Origin of the sequence: Lichenicola sp., from assembly GCF_965198575.1 — a bacterium.
GTDB lineage: Bacteria > Pseudomonadota > Alphaproteobacteria > Acetobacterales > Acetobacteraceae > Lichenicola.
In genome coordinates, this window is the sequence record NZ_OZ240671.1 from 1,467,407 (window position 1) to 1,483,931 (window position 16,525).

The following is a 16,525-nucleotide window of genomic DNA, read 5'->3' on the forward strand; positions in this document are numbered from 1 at the left end:
AGATGTCGGCGAACCTGTTGGCAATTCCGATGATGGACGGAAAGGCGCCTGCTTCGGCGCTGCACCCGCACGAAGCTCCGGAGTGGTCTCCGAGGCCGCGCGTCAGCATCGTGATGGCAAACTATAACGGCGCGCCCTTCATCCTCGACGCCCTGGCCTCCGCGTCGCGCCAGACCATCCGTGATCTCGAGATCATCGTTGTCGATGACGGGTCGACCGACAACAGTGTAGAGCTCGTGACCCAGTATGCCGCAGGTGATCCCAGGGTTGCCCTCCTGCACACCTTGGGCAATGGCGGTCCCGCCGCGGCGCGCAATCTAGCCCTGGATGTCGCACGCGGATGCTGGATTGCCGTGCTGGACAGTGACGACATCATGCATCCCAGCCGCCTCGAGATCCTGCTCGACTCCGCGGAGGCGACCGGTGCCGACATTGTCGCCGACAATCAGATCGTGTTCGACGATGCCCGGCTGATGCCGAGCCATCCGCTCCTTACCAGGCGGCAGATCCCTGGCGGCCCAGTCTTGGTTGCGGACTACATCAACTCCAACACTTTCTTTTCCAGGGGCGCACCTCTCGGCTATCTCAAACCTGTCTTCAGCAGCGTATTCCTGGCACAGGCAGGTTGCCGCTATGATCCTGGCCTTCGGATCGCCGAGGATTATGACCTCGTGCTGCGTCTGCTTCTTGCGGGCGCGCATTTCCGGATCAGCCCGCATCTTACTTACTTCTACCGCCGTCATCATCACTCGGTCTCTCATCGTTTGTCGATCTGCACGCTGCAACCGATGCTGGACGCTGACGACCGGTTGCGCGCCGCACAACCGGCCGAAACACGCCCACCTGAGATCCGGGCCGCACTAGATCGACGTCGCAGCACGATCCGGCGTGCCATAGATTTCGAGGGCCTGGTTGCGACCCTGAAGGAACGGCGCTGGATCAGCGCGACGCTGCTCTGCTTGAGCAGGCCCGGAGTCGCGGCCCTGCTGGTGATTCCCTTGCAGGACCGGCTCCGGCGGGTACTGCGACGCGATTCTCGCATGCAGCCCGTGGTACCGATATCCGGACGTCGCGCGGCCCTGCTGTCGCGACAACGGATCGTCGGCGCCACCAACGGAAGCTCCGCCTATCTGCTCGGCATTTGCACATACCTCCGACGGAATGGTTATGAGATCGACCTCATTTCGCCATCGCCTGCAATGTTCGGGCGGTGGCCTGTTCTGCGTCTCGATCCAGTGATGGACGTATTTTCATCGATCAGGATTCGTGGGTCGTGGCGCGTCGGCCGGCTTATTGTTGCGCGCGATCCACGTATCGCGCTGCGTGCGGCGGGGGCGATAGCCGACCGGCTGCTCCGCCGGCTCCGGATCGAAATCACTCCCTTGGGCCAGAAGGCGCCGCACGCCATAGCCGTGCCGCTGACCGACGCAGACCGCCTCTTCATCTCTAGTACCCCGCGCGACGCAACGCTGATCATCACCGACTACGCGTTCCTGAACGAGGCAATCCCGTTCGTGCTGCAGCCGTGCGTCCCGAGCGTTGTCGTCATGCACGACTTCTTCTCCGATCAGGACACCCGGCGCGCCGTGATCCATCTCGATCCGCAGACTGAGGCGATGCTTCTCGCAAAAGCCGACGCCGTGCTCGCCATCCAGTCCGAAGAAGCCGACAAGATCAGGCGGCTTCTGCCGGGTACGCCGGTCATCCTGGCGCCCATGGCAGTACAACCGGTCGCTGCACCTCGACCCGGCGAAAGTGGAAGCCTGCTCTTCGTTGGCAGCAACACGCTCCCCAATCTTGACGGGATCCGATGGTTCCTCGACGAGGCGTGGCCGGCGATCCTGCAACAGTTCCCACTGGCCAGACTGCGGATCGCCGGGAGCTGCTGCGGCGGCCTCTCCGGCGCGATGCCCGGTGTCACGCTTCTAGGGCGGGTGGACGATCTGGACGCGGCCTATCGCGAGGCGGGGATCGTGATCTCACCCCTGCGCCTGGGCTCCGGGCTGAAAATCAAGCTGATCGAGGCGCTTGGCCACGGAAAAGCAATCATCGCTACCGGAACGACCCTCCAGGGTGTCGGCGACCTGGTGTCGGGCGCCGTGATCCAGGCAGACACAGCCGAGGCGTTTGTCGCGGCTGCGGCCGGGCTTCTGCTCAACCAGGCGGCGCGGGCGAGCCTTGGAGAAGCTGCATTGGAAATTGCGCAAAGATATTTCTCCCCTGAAACCTGCTACCGCGGGTTGCTCGATTTCGCTGACAGCACGGGAAGATGGGTTGGCCGCCACGCAAGTCCGCCTCCGCCGGATCCCGGCGACCAAACCAAAGCCAAAATCAAATCTAAGGATGCCGCATCATGAACGCGCCGCTCGCTAATGACGTGGCGTTTCTGGCTGCAGGCTCGGTTGGCCAGCCGCCGTTCACCTGGATCGGCGATCTCATGGTCTTCTTGCGCCGCAACTCGAGGTTGCAGTCGGCTTGCGTTGGCGGCGCGGTGATCGTCGCCCTGCTCTATACGCTCACTGCGACCCCGCGCTTCACGGCCAGCGCCACTCTGCTGATCGACACCCGTCAGACCGATCTGTTGCGGCAACGTCCGCTGGTTTCCGATGCGCAAATCGAGAACGCGATGATCGAGAGCCAGGTGGAGGTCCTTCGCTCTTCCGGCCTGGCAAGGCAGGTTGTCGAGCGGCTTGATCTCGCAGACGATCCAGCATTCTCGGCAAGGCCGTCGTTGCTGTCTCGCATGGTCGGGCCCTGGCGCCATTCCCCGCTCGCGCCCATCGACCGCGTGAACGATAGGGCGGTCACGACGGATCGCCTTGCCCAGCAGCTCCTGTCGATGATCAATCCGCACAGGATCGGACTGACCTACGTGATCGAGGTCGATGCCACCGCCACTTCCGGCGCCCTCGCGGCCCGGCTGGCCAACGGATTGATCAACGCCTATGTCGCCGGGCAGATCGGCGATCGAACCAGTGCCAACCGACAGGCTTCCGGATGGTTGGAGGGCCGGCTCGCCGAGGCGCGCGACAAGGCGCTGCGGGCTGACCAGGCCGTCCAGGCCTTTAAAGCGAAAAATGGCATCGTCGATACAGGCCACGGGACGCTCGACGACCAACAGATCACCGAGCTCAGCAGCCAGTTGGTGGCGGCCCAAGGGAAGACCGCCGTCGCCCGAGCGCGGCTGGACCGGATCAGGCAAGCTGTCGGCAGTGGGAGCGCTAAAGCCACCGTCTCCGAAGCCCTGACCAGCCCGGTGATCAATAACCTGCGCGAACGCTACCTGAACGACGCGCAGCGCGTCACCGAATGGTCGGCGCGCTTCGGCCCGGATCACCTCGCCGCCGTATCCTTGCGCAAGGAGATGGCGTCACTGCAGGGCTCGATCGGCAGCGAGATGGGCCGGATCGAAAGAACCGCTGATAGCGATCTCGAGGTAGCTCTTGCCAGCCAGGCAGCACTGCGCGCCCAACTCGATGCGATGGTGGCGCGCTCAGCCTCGTCCAACATGGATCGTGCGACGTTGCGGTCGCTGCAGAGCGCCGCGGACGCCTATCGCGCCCTCTATAGCGGCTTCCTGCAGCGCGCGGTTCAGTCGACGCAGGACGAATCGTTCCCAGTCGCCGATGCTCGCGTCATCACCCCTGCCCGGCCGCCCCTGTCGAAGAGCAAGCCCCAGGGCAAGCTCATCCTGCTCGCGTCGATCGTCGCGGGCTTGGGTTTCGGCTTCGGGCTCAGTCTGGTGCGCGAGGCGCTCGACCGCCGGCTGCGCAGTGCTGCCGACCTGGAAACACAGACCGGGCTTGCTTGCCTGGCGACGCTGCCGGAAACATCCATCCTACCAGAGCCGCCTGGTCTGGATCCCGCAGCGAGCTCTCCTGTCGTTACGTATCCCGACACGCTATTCAGCCTGGGGATCCAGCGTCTGCAACTCCGGGTCCAACCACCAGCCGCGACCGGCCGGGGACGCCTGATCGGTCTGGTTTCCCTGGCTCACGGCGCTGGAACCAGCACGATTGCCCGCCACCTCGTCCCATCCCTCGCCGCCTCCGGATACTCCGTCACTCTCCTCGACCTGTCCGGCAAACGCCGCCAGACTCAGGCTCAGATCCGCGGCCAGCTTGAGGTGCTTCGCCGCGATCACGACGTCATCGTCGTTGATCTCCCGGCCTTGTCCGAGCCATCGCAGGCGCATGCAGTCTTCTCTGACATCACCAACCTGGTGCTTGTGGTTCAGGCAGCGCGCACGAGCGCCGCTGCCCTGACCGAGGGTCTTCGTATCGCCGGGCTGGATCCGCGTATGCTGTTCGGCGCCGTGCTGACCCGGGTCGGTGCAGCCGGCTGATGGTCGGCGCAGGCCAACTCCTCCCCGCTCCACCTGTGCGGGACCAAGTCAACGCGGTGTTCCGCCCGCGCCCGAACCGGGTGGTGGAGCCGATCTGGTGGGTGTCCTTCGTCTCCTTTACCGGCTTCGTCGTCGCGACACGGATCGGCTCGCTTGGCATGGCCGTTTGCGTCGGAGCCTGGCTGCTTTACATCGCCGCGTGGCCGAAACGCTGCCTGTCGTGTCTGGAGAGCTATCGGCTGCCCTGGCTCTTGCCATTCTTCGCATCGATATCCGCGATCTGGTCGATTGAGCCTGCCATCTCGCTCAAGCTCGGGAGCGAATTCCTGTTGTTCACCGCAATCGCCATCGTTGCCGCGCGCGCGCAAAGTGAGCGCGGGCTGATCTCGTCGTTCATGTGCGCGCTGCTGATTGGCATGGTACTCAGTGCCGTCTTCCACACCACGGCCGCCGTGGGAACAACCGGCGAGGTGGCCCTTGTCGGCATGTTCGGCAGCAAAAACAACCTGGCGTGCTTTGCCTGCCTGTCCATGATCAGCAGCGTTCCCGTGCTGGCCGACCGTCGCCAGCCGGTCGTCCTGCGGCTTCTCGCGAGCCTGGGTCTGTTGCTGGACCCGGTGATCCTCATCAAGGCGCACTCGCTGGGGGCGCTGTTTGCCGGAGGCGGCGGGATCGGCACTGCAGCCGCAGTCCTTCTTCTGGCAAGGCTGCCGCCACGGCAGCGCAACCTGCTGCTAGCCCTCACCGCGATCATCGCAATCGGTCTGATTCTCGTCATCACCGTGGCCCTCCAGGAAGGGTTCGACGTGTCGTCCACCCTCGCTGCTGCCGGAAAGGACACCAGCCTGACCGGCCGGACCTTCCTGTGGTCGCGGGCAAGGGAGTACATCGCCATGCGCCCGATACTGGGACTTGGCTATCAGTCTTTTTGGGTGCAGGGCCACGTGGAAGCGGAAGGCCTCTGGCGCTACGCGCAGATCGAGAGTCGGGCGGGATTCCATTTCCACAACCTGTATTACGAGACCGCTGTTGAATTGGGTCAGGTCGGGGTCGTGCTGATGGCAGGCTTCTTGATGGCAGCTGGCGTCGCGACGGTGCGATCATGCCTGCAGCGACCAGGTCCGGAGACGGCATTCTTAATTGGCTTGATGGTCTTCTATGCTATCCGATTCCCCGTCGAGCTCGACTTCCTTGATCCATTCTCACCCGGCAGTTTTCTGCTGCCGGTCATTTGGGTCTATGGAACCAATACTAGTAGAGACTATCGGTTTTAGTCTTTGAAATATGCGACGTCTTCATGTCTCCCGTGCGACTTCAAGACGCCCAGGGGTCCCCGATAGTGACAGGAGTTGACATATCATGAACACAGCTAAAAGCCTGGAACTTATCGCGCGGGAACGATCGATTCTTGCCCGGATGTGGGAGCGTCTTCCGACATATCTGAGTGATTTCAGAGAAGATCCCCGTTGGCTCATTATGTTCACCTTGGGCCGAACTACGTTGGGCAGACGCCTTTACGCTCCGGATCGGCATCGAGTGTATCCTCCACATGACCAGGGGGCCTCGATGTTCTTGCCGAAAGCAGCTGAAATTCTTGCCGCACTTCGAATGGACGGCATCTTCAGTGACCTCAGGCTGCCGGATGACATCACATCGCAGATTCTTGCGTTCGCGCAGGAAACCAGTTGTTTCGGAAACCATGATCGCGATCTGGATTTGACCCCCGAAGAGCACCTTGCCCGGCAGTCAGCGCATAACCCCGTGACCAGCGGTCACTACTTCGAGCGGATCGAGGAGTGCCGTGCGGCTATGGCTGTTCAGGCTGACAGCCTGCTCAACGCTGTTGCCAGGGAATATCTCGGCCACAAAGCGAAAATCATCAGCACCCGCCTGTGGTGGAGCTTTCCTGCGTCGATGACCGATGCCGACTCCAAGCCGACCACCCCGAGAGAAATGCTCCATTTCGATCTCGATGACTGGCGCATGCTGAAATACTTTTTCTATATTACACCGGTAGATGCCGACGCCGGCCCACACCTGTATCTGAAGGGTACGCATAGGCATCACGCTCTTAAGCACCAATTTTCCATCACAGTTGGCCGCCCCATGGAAGAGGTGCTCGCAACATACGGCGCAGACCGCCTGTCTCCGATACACGGCGACGCCGGATCTGGTTTTGCGGAAGATCCTTACGGTTATCACGCTGGCAGCCTCGCCCGCGCGGCCCCGCGTCTCATGCTTGAAATTGGATTCGGAATCACTCCGGCCAATCGTCGCCGATTCTTTGGCGAGCGGGTTTTCGGCAAGAAGAGATTATCTTGATGCACGTCCAGTTCGACGCATACTGCTCTTTCTCATGCGGTCGAAATTACTAAAGGGTAGCTGACGGCGGCCGCAAGGTAGGCAGCGCTGGCAAAGTGTCAGCAAGCGTGTCGTAGGTTGGTGTCGTTCCTGCGATCCGCCATGACCAGAACCTTGGGTTGGCAGATCCTGCAGCGGCGCCTCGGCTGAACGAGAACACGACCGAACGTCTCAGCCCGTCGGGCGGAGTGAAGATTTCAGTGATGCGTCCGCCTGGGCCGGTGCCGATCGCCTAGTCGTGCCGCCCCCTTTCCGCCGCCGGCGCAGGAAGCGTTCTGACGGGTGTGCTGGCGAGCAGGAGTTCGGCCGGTGGTCCGTATGCCGCCGCAGTCCCTCGAACATTTTCTCCCAGACCCAGACTCGCACCCCAAAGGACGACGGGATTGCCGAGCGTGCTGCGCGAGCCCTAGGTCGCTGGGGACCCGACTCAGCGGCCGATAGACTTCATGAAGTGCACGATCCCGCTCATGTCCTGCCGGTCGTCCAACCGCGGCACACTGCGAGACTTCCGCGTCAGCGGCACGCCGGACCTTCTTGGTCACAAAAAACAGCGCGGCGTCGATTCTCATTCACACTAATAGCCTGCGGCACTGTTATGTGTCGGTCTTGGCGTACTGCCTTGCATTATCTTCGATTCGGGAACGAAGTAGAAAAATCGGTATCGCCGCGACGAGGGTGAATGGCAGGATGATAACGACGATACGAAGCTTGTTGACGACAGGGTCTCCAAATAAGGCTCGGAACATTCTATCTCCGTCATATGCAAAATAGTACACAAGAACAGAAATAGCTAGAAACAATAATATAGAGTATACTATCAATATTCGATAAAACGCAAGCCCGACGTTATCAACGTAGGTCGTGCCGCTACCTCTGAAGCTTACAGGGTGAAGACCTTCCTTCATTTTTATATTTCCCAAATCAGTAAAGACCTGATTGTTCAGTATTTCACAATCGCTATGTTTACGAGCTTGATATGTCTGATTTCATCGGAGACGAGATCGTTCTGAGAAGGTGCGGCAGGCATATTAGGCCGTGCTTATGTCTGGTCATCGCGCAGAAAGTACGATGCGCGTCGTGTCGAAGAGGGCGTTTCTGAGTGCTTGACACTTGGTCGTGCTGTAAGCGCGGCTACGAGGGGCGGAGAACTTCATCGAACGATGACCCGATTGTAGCCGAACTTAAGCGTCTTGATGACGGCCAGTACCTGGTTGTTGGCTAGATTAAGGAAATATCGACATCAGCCGTTCTATCATCGATGAAGCCTAATGGTGCCAAAAGAGTTCCGACGAGAGGAAGAGGCATCAAGCCAGGATGGCGGCGCTTTAAAGTGCATCGAGGTCTTTCCCGGCAAGCTGATGGTGCTTCGACGAAATGACTACGACGCCGCCTTGTTACAGGAAAGTGTCAAGATTTAGCTGGTGCTCGAACTTCCGAGACTACGGATGGTGCCCCGCGGCGATCCCAATACGGTCCGCATGGCTACGGCAGAGCCATGCGTGAGATGATGAAGGCAACGACGGTGATGGTCCGTATCCCTCTCCAGATTGTCACTTAATTACGCCACTCTATCCCCATCGGCAATTTCCCAAGGGGTATAGCGATATCCTATCGGAAGCTGAGAAGCCTTAACCCCGGAAGCCACCCGCGCCACACCATCGATTGGATCGGAGGCCCTCCGCGAGCAAGGCAGACCGATCTGCCGGTGAGCAGCAGAAGGGCCATACCGCTCGCGCGCAACGCGCAGGTCGGTGTTGCCCGGTCAACGCGCGTCGCCTACCGATCAGCTATCGCTTCCTCGAGCTGCACGGAAGCAAGAGAAAGACACTGCGTCACCTGGGCGAGCGCAGTGACCTGCTTCGCGATCGCGGCCTCCGCTGTCGCCCCATCGAGTCCCCTCAGGTCGATCGGGGCGATCGTAATTTCCTTCACGCCCAATCCACCAAACGGAAATTGCGCAGCCGGCTTGCGCTGTGCTGCATCCGGCACCCTGCCTTCGAAGGTAAAGGTGATGTTCACCGTGGTCTTGCTCAAGGACATAACGCTACTCCCGCCTGTGCACTCGAGCTTCCCTATAACAAACCTCAACGGGATATGGTGATTTTAATCCGTTATAATAATGATCCGGACGTTCTCCCAACGTGATGCAAGCGTTAATCTCGCTGGCTCCGGACGTCACTGTCGCAGATCGACGCCCGGATAGCCGGCAGCATTCCACGCCTCCTCGCCGCCGCGATACCAGGCCACCTGTCGGTCGCCGGCCTGCACGCGCTTGAGTGCAGCATTGTATCCGGCCGAGCCATACAAGCCGTCGCTCATGACGACCACGGTCTGGCCGGGAGGCGCTCCGGCCAACCAGGCCTCCCCCGGCCATCGCGCGCCCTCGATGACCGCGGCTCCGGAACCGACATCGACGATGACACCGGCGCGGTGGTCGCGGATCATCGCCGCCAGCCCGGCGGTATCCAGGGTCCGCGCGCCAGGCAGGCTCATGGGCGTCGCACCGAAGGTCGTCTCTGGCAGCGGTGTCGTGGCGGGGGGAACATGATCGTCCGCACGCTCGTCGGCATGCAACGGCATCCCCGCCGCGTGCAGTGCGGCGGCCATGCGCGCGTAGCCGGGCAGAGCCGACATGTAGCGCGGGGTCAGGGCGGCGATGCGCCAGACGCTGCGATGCGGCCAGAGCCGTTCGTATTGCGCATACAGAGCGTGCGCCTCCACGGTCCGGCCGCGAAGCCCGGCGATGGCGATCAGCAACATCCTTGCCCCCTCGGCGCGGCCGAGATCGTCGTCCCCCGGCTGGGGGTCGGGGTCGCCCGCGATGCTGCGCCGCACCCAGTCCTCGGCCTCCGACAAGCGTCCCTGCAACAGGCGCAGCGTGCCGAGGCTGAGCGCCCGCTGCCGGCTGCGTGCGCCTTCGGGATTCAGTCGCATGATCGTCTGCAGCGCGTCTGCCGCCTCGTCCAGCCGGCCCTGCGCCAACGCGCAGTTGCTGATCGTGTCCTGCGCCATGATGTCGTTGGGATCGAGTGCCAGTTCCGCCCCCGCGCTATAGGCGGCATCGGTGACATGGCCGTCCAGGAACTGTGCGTAAGCATGCGCCGCCAGCGCCACCCCGTTATCGGGGGACAGTGCCAGCGCCCGCGCGATGGACGCCAGCGCAGCCTGGTGATCGGCCGCCTCGTCGGGATCGTCGGTGTCGCGGATCTTGCGCAGCAGTGCCTCGCCGAGGGCAGCGTGCGCGTCGGCGAAATCCGGCCGCAGGGAAACCGCCCGTGTCAGAAGCGCCTGGGCGGTGCTGAAGCCGTGCAGCGTGTCGTCATGGTCGAGGATCGAGCGCGCGCGGAAGAACAGGTCGATGGCATCGGCATCGTCGGGACGACGCCCGGTGCGGGCCGCCTCCACCCGCACCAGCTCGATATCCAGCGCGCTCGCCAGCCGGGCGACGATCTGGTCACGCGCCTGGCCCGGGTGAGCCTGCGGAACATCGAAACGCTGCGCCCAGAGGTGGGTGCCGCCGCGTGTCTCGATCAACTGCGCATTGATATGCAGCGTCATATCCTCCGCACGCAGGCTGCCCTCGAGCAGGTAACGGACGTTGAGCCGGCGGCCGATCTCCCCGGCCGTCAGTGTCTGCATCGCGATGCTGTCGGCGGTCTCGCGGGCGATCACCACGCTCCCGGGCAGATGCGCGAGCTCCGTGGTCAGATCATCGGTGATGGCATCGGCGACGTAATTCCGTGCCGTATCGTCACTGAGGTTACGGATCGGCAGCACGACGATCGACAGCCGTGGGGGTGCCTGGTGAGCATCGAACAGCCACAAGCCCAGCGCCATCGTCACCACGATCCCCACCCCGAGCCCGGCGCGCACGAGCAGTCGTCGCCCTGGTGCTGATGGCGGGTTCGGGGCCGCCGGCGGCGGGTCGCTCGCATGACCCAAGGGCTCGCCGTCCGCGGCATCGCGGCGTACCGATGGCTGCTCCGGCGGCTCCATCGCGCGCTGCTCGTCGACATCGGCCACGAAGCGGTAACCCCGGCCAGGCACCGTGATGATGAAGGCGCGGCCGTTGGCGCCAAGTGCCCGGCGCAAAGCCGAGATCTGCACCGCAAGGTTGTTCTCTTCGACCAGGGTGCCGGACCAGACCGAGTCCAGGATCTCGTCCTTGGTGACCACCCGGCCACGCTGCTCGACCAGCAGTTGAAGAATGTCGAAGCCGCGTGAGCTGAGCGGGACCACCACCCCGTCCGACGTCAGCAGCCGGGATCTCGGCTCGAGCACGAAGCGGTCGAACCGGTAGCTGGCGAGGGCGCAACCTGGCTCTGACATGCGCTCCATGACCGAAATAATATCCCGCCAGCGTATCCGCCGCATCAGGTGTCGCCAACCCTCGTCGTCCCGAGGCAGGCGACCCCCGTCCCGGGCGCGGGTCGCAAATCCCTGATCGGACGCGCTTTCAGGTTTTTTTAGAACCTTTCAGCGGCGGCTTCAGGACCTGGACCGCCCGGTCATGGTGGGACGTCGGGGCAGGCGGTCCTCGGGCTGCCCGACGCACCCTCATGACGGCGCCCCCGCCGCTCCCGGAAGGACCGCAGCAATGGCTGACATTACTCCAAGCGTCCTGTCGAACTCGATCATGGCCAAGTTCTATGACGTGCTGACCAACGGCGACGCGACCGTGCCGAAGTCGCCGGACAACTTCCTGAGTTTCGTGACCCCCGGCGTCGCCGTGACGGCCGATGATTTCCGTTTCCTCACCCAGGGCCTCAGCGGCGTCGTCACGCCCGCTGCGGCGCAGACCCTGCTGGCCGCAACCAATCCGGCGCCGGCCGCGGGTGCCGCGTCCAGCACCGGCACCAGCGCGGCCAGCGCACCCGCACCGGCGCCGCAGGGCCTGACCGACGCACAGCTGTCGCAGCTTCGCGCCCAGGATACGCAGGGCGTCTATCAGGCGGCGGAGGCCTTCGCCCGCATGGTCGATTTCATCCCGGACGTTGCCTCGCTCGACGGCAAGCAATTGGCAACACTCGCGATCCAGACCGACAACGGCACGCTTTCGGAAGTCTACGAGCTGACGCTGACCATGAGCCAGATCATGGAAAGCGTGATCCCCGATGACGAGAAGGCGAAGATCGATCACCTGCGCAGCCTGCTGACCACGACCACCAAGACCACCGACCTGATCAGCGGCGCCGAGGTCGACGTGATCGGCGCGAGCCCGATGGTCATCGCCTACAACACCAAGATGACGGCCTACGACAACGCCGCCCTCGCCTATAACAGCGCACGCATCAACGCGCTGGCCGGCAACGACCCGCAATCGGTCGAGTATTTCGCCATCAACGCGCCGATCCTGCGCAACCTGGTGACCGCAGCGATGTCGGACTGGGTGACCACCGGCTACAAGAACCAGTACGAGGAGATTGCCGCCTATATCGCCCAGGTCGAGGGCCGCGACCTGTCGCTGTTGCTCGCCGCCTACAAGGACGACCTTGCCAAGGCGAAGCTGACCGGCATCAGCTCGGGCAGCGATTTCTATTACACCGGTGCCACGCCGGGCGACTTCTACCAGGCACCGGGCTGGTCGACATTCCACTTCAGCGAGACGGACTTCGCGAGCTACTCGAACAACAGCTTCAGCGCGACCGGCTGGTCGGCCCATGCCTCCGCCGGCTTCTTCGGCATCGGCGCCAGCGGCGGCGCCAGTGGATCCAAGTCGCAGGCCCAGTATAGCGGCAACTTCAGTACCAAATACTGCAGGATGTCGTTCGAGATCATGCAGGTCGCCCTTACCCGCGCCTGGTTCAAGACGTCGTTCCTGAACAGCAAGACCTGGCGCTTCGATCCCGGCAATCCGGACGTGAAGAACAACCTGCTCAGCGACGGCGGCATGCCGCCCGCCGGCCTGATGCCGGCCTACCCGACCTCGATGATCGTGGTCCGCAACCTGATGCTCGATTTCGGCGACAACTCCGGCTTCCGCTCGTTCATGGAGCAGCAGAAGAGCAGCGCCCAGGGTGGCAGCGCCAGCTTCTCCCTCGGGCCGTTCTCGCTCGGCGGCGGGGCAAGCCACTCGAGCAGCAGCTCCAGCAGCAGCAGCAGCGACGGCTACAGCTGGACCGACCAGGGGCTGAGCGTCCCGGGCATGCAGGTGGTCGGCTATCGCTGCCACGTGCTGCCGAAATCGCCGAACCCGTCGCCCGACATCAAGACCTGGATCTGAACCCAACGACCGGCATGGGGAGGCTCCTGCCATGGACGCCGCGACGCAACTCGCCTTGATGACCAAGGCCAAGCTGGTGTTCGAAACACCGGACACGTTCCTCAGCTTCCCCGTCCTGACGCCGATCTCGTTCCGGCCGCAGGACCTCGATTTCGGCAGGGCGCAGGCCGATCTCGCGGTCGGCGCCGCGTGCGAGGATTTCTCTCGTGCGGTCAGCCGGTGCCTGACCGGACCGATCGACAATGCCGATGGCGAGACCACGCTGTGGGACCAGTACGATGCGTGGCTGACGGCGATGCAGCTCGCCACCGGCAATCTTTCCACCCAGGACCAGGCGGACTACGCGGCGGCGCGGGCGCTGCTGGTCGTTGTCGACGCCGACAACCGCACGGCCGACAGCCCGATCGTCGTCGCCTACAAGCACTGCCGCGACGCGGTGCTGAACGCCGAGCAGGCCTACAAGGCGGCCGAGGTTACAGCGACCGCCGCCGGAACCGCAGCACTGGCAGCCTGGCAATCGGACGGTGAACCACTGCTGCGCGCAGCGATCGCCGCCGCCAACACGACCTGGCAGACCACCGGCCGCAGGGCCGACGTGGAGGCCGCGCAGGCGACCCTTGCGCGGTGCGAGGCCCGCATGCCGCAGGCGATGTGGACGAGCTGGCGCCACGGCTACGACCCGTCGGTCGACTCCGTCACCAACCCGAGCAGCGGCGCCACCTACGCTCCCAGCGGGTTCGCCCCGTCCGACCTGGTGGCGCAGGACTGGACCACGCTGGATCTGACTGCTGCCGAGATCGCCAGCCTGTCGGCCAACGCACCCGCCGCGCTGCACGCGCTCTTCGGCGATACGCCGGCGCCCGCGCCAGGAGCCTCGACGGCGGCAGCGGTGTCGTTCGAGTTCCGTTCCGCCGCCGTCACCCGACCCTGGTTCGACCCGTCGATCTTCGACCAGCGCTTCTGGAAGTTCGCCGACGGCAAGGTCCTGAGCGACGGGGCCACGCCGCCGACCGGCAGCTGGACCGCGATCGTCGTTGCCGTGGTGTTCGTGCGCAACATCCGGATCACCCCGCCCGGCACGGGTGCCCGCACGACGGCCGGCACCGTCCAGGCGCCACAGCCGGTGCATGCGCTACCCCGGCCGGTGCTGCCGCCGGAGGTCTGGAACCGGTTCGGTGGACAGGGGCCGGAGCCGGGTGAGATCCCGCGGCGCATCCTTCCCGGCGGTCGTCCGATGCCGATGCTGCAGGCGATGCCGGTGGCGTTTCCTCACCCGCAGCCGGTCCGGCCGCCGATCGCCGCACCGCCGCATCCGCCTGCCCCGGCACCGGTGCATGTGCCTCCACCGCGACCCATGCCCCCGCCCGCCCCGGCACCTGCGCCGGCCCCGGCACCCGCCCCGGCACCTGCGCCAACACCGGCAACCACCGACCCGGCCGACGACAGGATCTCGATCCTCGCCTTCATCTGCCGGCCGCTGCCGATGACGCCCGATCCCGACCCCGCGCTCACCTGGTAGCGCGCACAGCCCAGGAGGTTCATGACATGGCACTCGCCTATCGAACGGCCGGTCTAGGCCGGTCCAGCGATCCCGCTCGCAGCCTCGTGCAGGCGCTGCAGCACGACCTGCGCCAGCTCGGCTATCTGCAGCGCAGCATCGACGGCGTCTTCAGCGACGGCACCCGCAGCGCCGTGCGCGCCCTGCAATACGACCTGCTGCACAATGCCGGTCACTCCACCGCCGGCGACGGCGACGCGCCGGTCGCGATCACCAGCTACAACCGCGGCGTCGGCTCCGTGACCGGCGTCGTGGATCCGGCGCTGGCCGACAGCATCGAGGCGCTGCTCGCCGACGAGCGGGTGATCAAGCTGCCGAACCATGACGATCCGGCGGCCGCCAACCATGCAGTGATGGCTGCGATCGCCGCTCTCCGCAGCACCGAGGCGCCGATCCCTTTCCTGCTGGCGATCATCGCGCAGGAGACCGGTGGCCGGCATTACGCGGTGCCTCCATCCACGAACGATAGCGACAACTACCTGACGATCGGCCTGGACCGGAACGGTGCCGCCGATGCGGTCACCTCGCGCGGCTACGGCGTTGCCCAGTACACGCTGTTCCATCATCCGCCGCGTGCCGACGAAGCGGCGCAGGTCATTGCCGATCCGGCGCAGAACATCGCGCAGGCCACCGCCAACCTGGCCGACAAATTCGGTCATTTTGTGCTCGGAACGGCAGGCGCCGACGATCGCACGGCGGAACATCGCCTGCTGCCGCTGCGCATCTGCCGCTACGCACCGACCGACCCCCGGTACATGACGGACTGCCGGACCTGCGCGCAACAGACAACCAGGATCGACATCGCGTCGACGACACCGGTCTATGCCGGCGCCAGCCAGACCTATGGCGAGGGTCACGCCTATTCCGAAACGCACTACCAGGGCGTCCCGGACCGCGCCGGCTTCCTGTGCGACTGGCCGTACGCGATCCGACGCTACAACGGCGCCGGTCCGAACTCCTTCAATTACCAGGCCCGAATCCTGCTGAACCTGCTGGCAGGCCCGCAACCCTCGATGGAGGCTTAGTGTCATGCAGATCGGCACCATTCTCGATGTCGCGATCGGTCTCGCGGTCACCTTCTTCCTGCTGGCGCTGATTGCCAGCGGCGTGCAGGAGATCATCGCCGGCCTGTTCAAGTGGCGTGGCACCTACCTGAACAAGTCGATCGATGTCCTCATCAACAACGATCCTGCTGCGGGCTTCACTTGGCAGGGGATCGGCGACTGGCTGCACGCGCATCTGACCAAGGGGGCTGCCGCGCCGTCGGCACTGAAGGCCGCAGCACAGGACCCGGTATTGTCACGCGTCACCGAGCGCCTGACCAACCATCCGCTTCTGCATGACACGCCGAACTCGCTGCCCTCCTACCTGTCCGCCCAAACCTTCGCGATGGCGCTGCTCGACGCGCTCCGTGACGGCTCCTCGCTGCCGGCGTTCAGCCAGGCCGAGGCGACCATCGCATCGCTCCCGGCGGGCGACCTCAAGACGACGCTCACGACCTTCGTGCACGACGCGGGTGGTGATCTCGATCGCCTGCGCAGCAGCATCGAGACCTGGTTCGACGACGCGATGGACCGTCTCAGCGGCATCTACAAACGCTTTTCGCAATACGTCATGCTTGTCATCGGGTCGCTGCTGGCGGTGGCGCTCAATGTCGACGGGCTCCATCTCGCGCGTCTGCTCTGGGACCTGCCGGTCAGCCGGGCGGCCCTCGTCGCGAGTGCCAATGATGTTGCCGCGCACGCTTCGACTGCCGATCCCGCCTCGCAGTTGCAGGCGACGTTCAGTGCGCTGCAGAACCAGCCGCTGCCATTCGGCTGGCACGGTGCGATCGGCGCGCAGACGATTGTCGGCTGGATCGTAACGGCCCTGGCCGTGTCGCTCGGCGCACCGTTCTGGTTCGGCCTGCTGAAAAACCTGACCGATCTGCGTGCTGCCGGGCCGAAGCCCGCGCGCGCCGACGCAGCCGATAGCAGCACGGACTGATGGATCCGCGTCGATTTATCCCCCTCCAAGTCTCACAAACCAAAGGACCTGA

General features: G+C 64.1%; 10 protein-coding genes. 8 read left to right on the forward strand and 2 right to left on the reverse strand.

The genetic code is table 11. The features are described 5' to 3' along the window. Positions 1 to 2: 2 nt before the first annotated feature. The 4 genes from ACOEQ2_RS06830 (at position 3) to ACOEQ2_RS06845 (ending at position 6,667) form a co-directional block, all read left to right on the forward strand. Positions 3 to 2,357, forward strand: coding sequence for a glycosyltransferase (locus tag ACOEQ2_RS06830; RefSeq protein ID WP_419730631.1), 2,355 nt, complete (start codon positions 3 to 5; stop codon positions 2,355 to 2,357). After that, positions 2,354 to 4,345, forward strand: a complete 1,992-nt coding sequence (locus ACOEQ2_RS06835; RefSeq protein WP_419730632.1) for a GumC family protein — start codon at positions 2,354 to 2,356, stop codon at positions 4,343 to 4,345. Before ACOEQ2_RS06830 ends, ACOEQ2_RS06835 begins: the two co-directional genes overlap by 4 nt. 56 nt (positions 4,346 to 4,401) lie before the next feature. After that, the gene (locus ACOEQ2_RS06840; RefSeq protein ID WP_419730633.1) at positions 4,402 to 5,619 is read left to right on the forward strand and encodes an O-antigen ligase family protein; all 1,218 of its coding nucleotides are present in this window, start codon (positions 4,402 to 4,404) and stop codon (positions 5,617 to 5,619) included. A 292-nt stretch (positions 5,620 to 5,911) separates the two neighbouring features. Beyond that, entirely contained in the window at positions 5,912 to 6,667 is a 756-nt protein-coding gene (locus ACOEQ2_RS06845) for a hypothetical protein (protein ID WP_419730634.1), read from the forward strand. Between the two features lie 1,815 nt (positions 6,668 to 8,482). On the opposite strand, the gene ACOEQ2_RS06850 is transcribed toward ACOEQ2_RS06845, so the two are convergent. Next, complete coding sequence (locus ACOEQ2_RS06850) at positions 8,483 to 8,740, reverse strand: hypothetical protein (protein WP_419730635.1); 258 nt, start codon at positions 8,738 to 8,740, stop codon at positions 8,483 to 8,485. Between the two features lie 141 nt (positions 8,741 to 8,881). Continuing rightward, complete coding sequence (locus tag ACOEQ2_RS06855; protein WP_419730636.1) at positions 8,882 to 11,044, reverse strand: winged helix-turn-helix domain-containing protein; 2,163 nt, start codon at positions 11,042 to 11,044, stop codon at positions 8,882 to 8,884. A 259-nt stretch (positions 11,045 to 11,303) separates the two neighbouring features. On the opposite strand from ACOEQ2_RS06855, the gene ACOEQ2_RS06860 reads away from it, so the two are divergent. The 4 genes from ACOEQ2_RS06860 to ACOEQ2_RS06875 are packed head-to-tail and all read left to right on the forward strand — an operon-like array spanning position 11,304 to position 16,473. Next, positions 11,304 to 12,929 carry a hypothetical protein gene (locus ACOEQ2_RS06860; RefSeq protein WP_419730637.1) on the forward strand — a complete coding sequence of 542 codons (1,626 nt, stop codon included), beginning with the start codon at positions 11,304 to 11,306 and terminating at the stop codon, positions 12,927 to 12,929. Between the two features lie 31 nt (positions 12,930 to 12,960). Continuing rightward, positions 12,961 to 14,448 carry a hypothetical protein gene (locus ACOEQ2_RS06865; protein ID WP_419730638.1) on the forward strand — a complete coding sequence of 496 codons (1,488 nt, stop codon included), beginning with the start codon at positions 12,961 to 12,963 and terminating at the stop codon, positions 14,446 to 14,448. A 26-nt stretch (positions 14,449 to 14,474) separates the two neighbouring features. Beyond that, a complete protein-coding gene (locus tag ACOEQ2_RS06870; RefSeq protein WP_419730639.1) occupies positions 14,475 to 15,512 on the forward strand; it encodes a peptidoglycan-binding domain-containing protein in 1,038 nt (345 codons plus the stop codon). 4 nt (positions 15,513 to 15,516) lie between these two features. After that, positions 15,517 to 16,473 carry a hypothetical protein gene (locus ACOEQ2_RS06875; RefSeq protein ID WP_419730640.1) on the forward strand — a complete coding sequence of 319 codons (957 nt, stop codon included), beginning with the start codon at positions 15,517 to 15,519 and terminating at the stop codon, positions 16,471 to 16,473. The last annotated feature ends 52 nt before the right edge of the window (positions 16,474 to 16,525 follow it).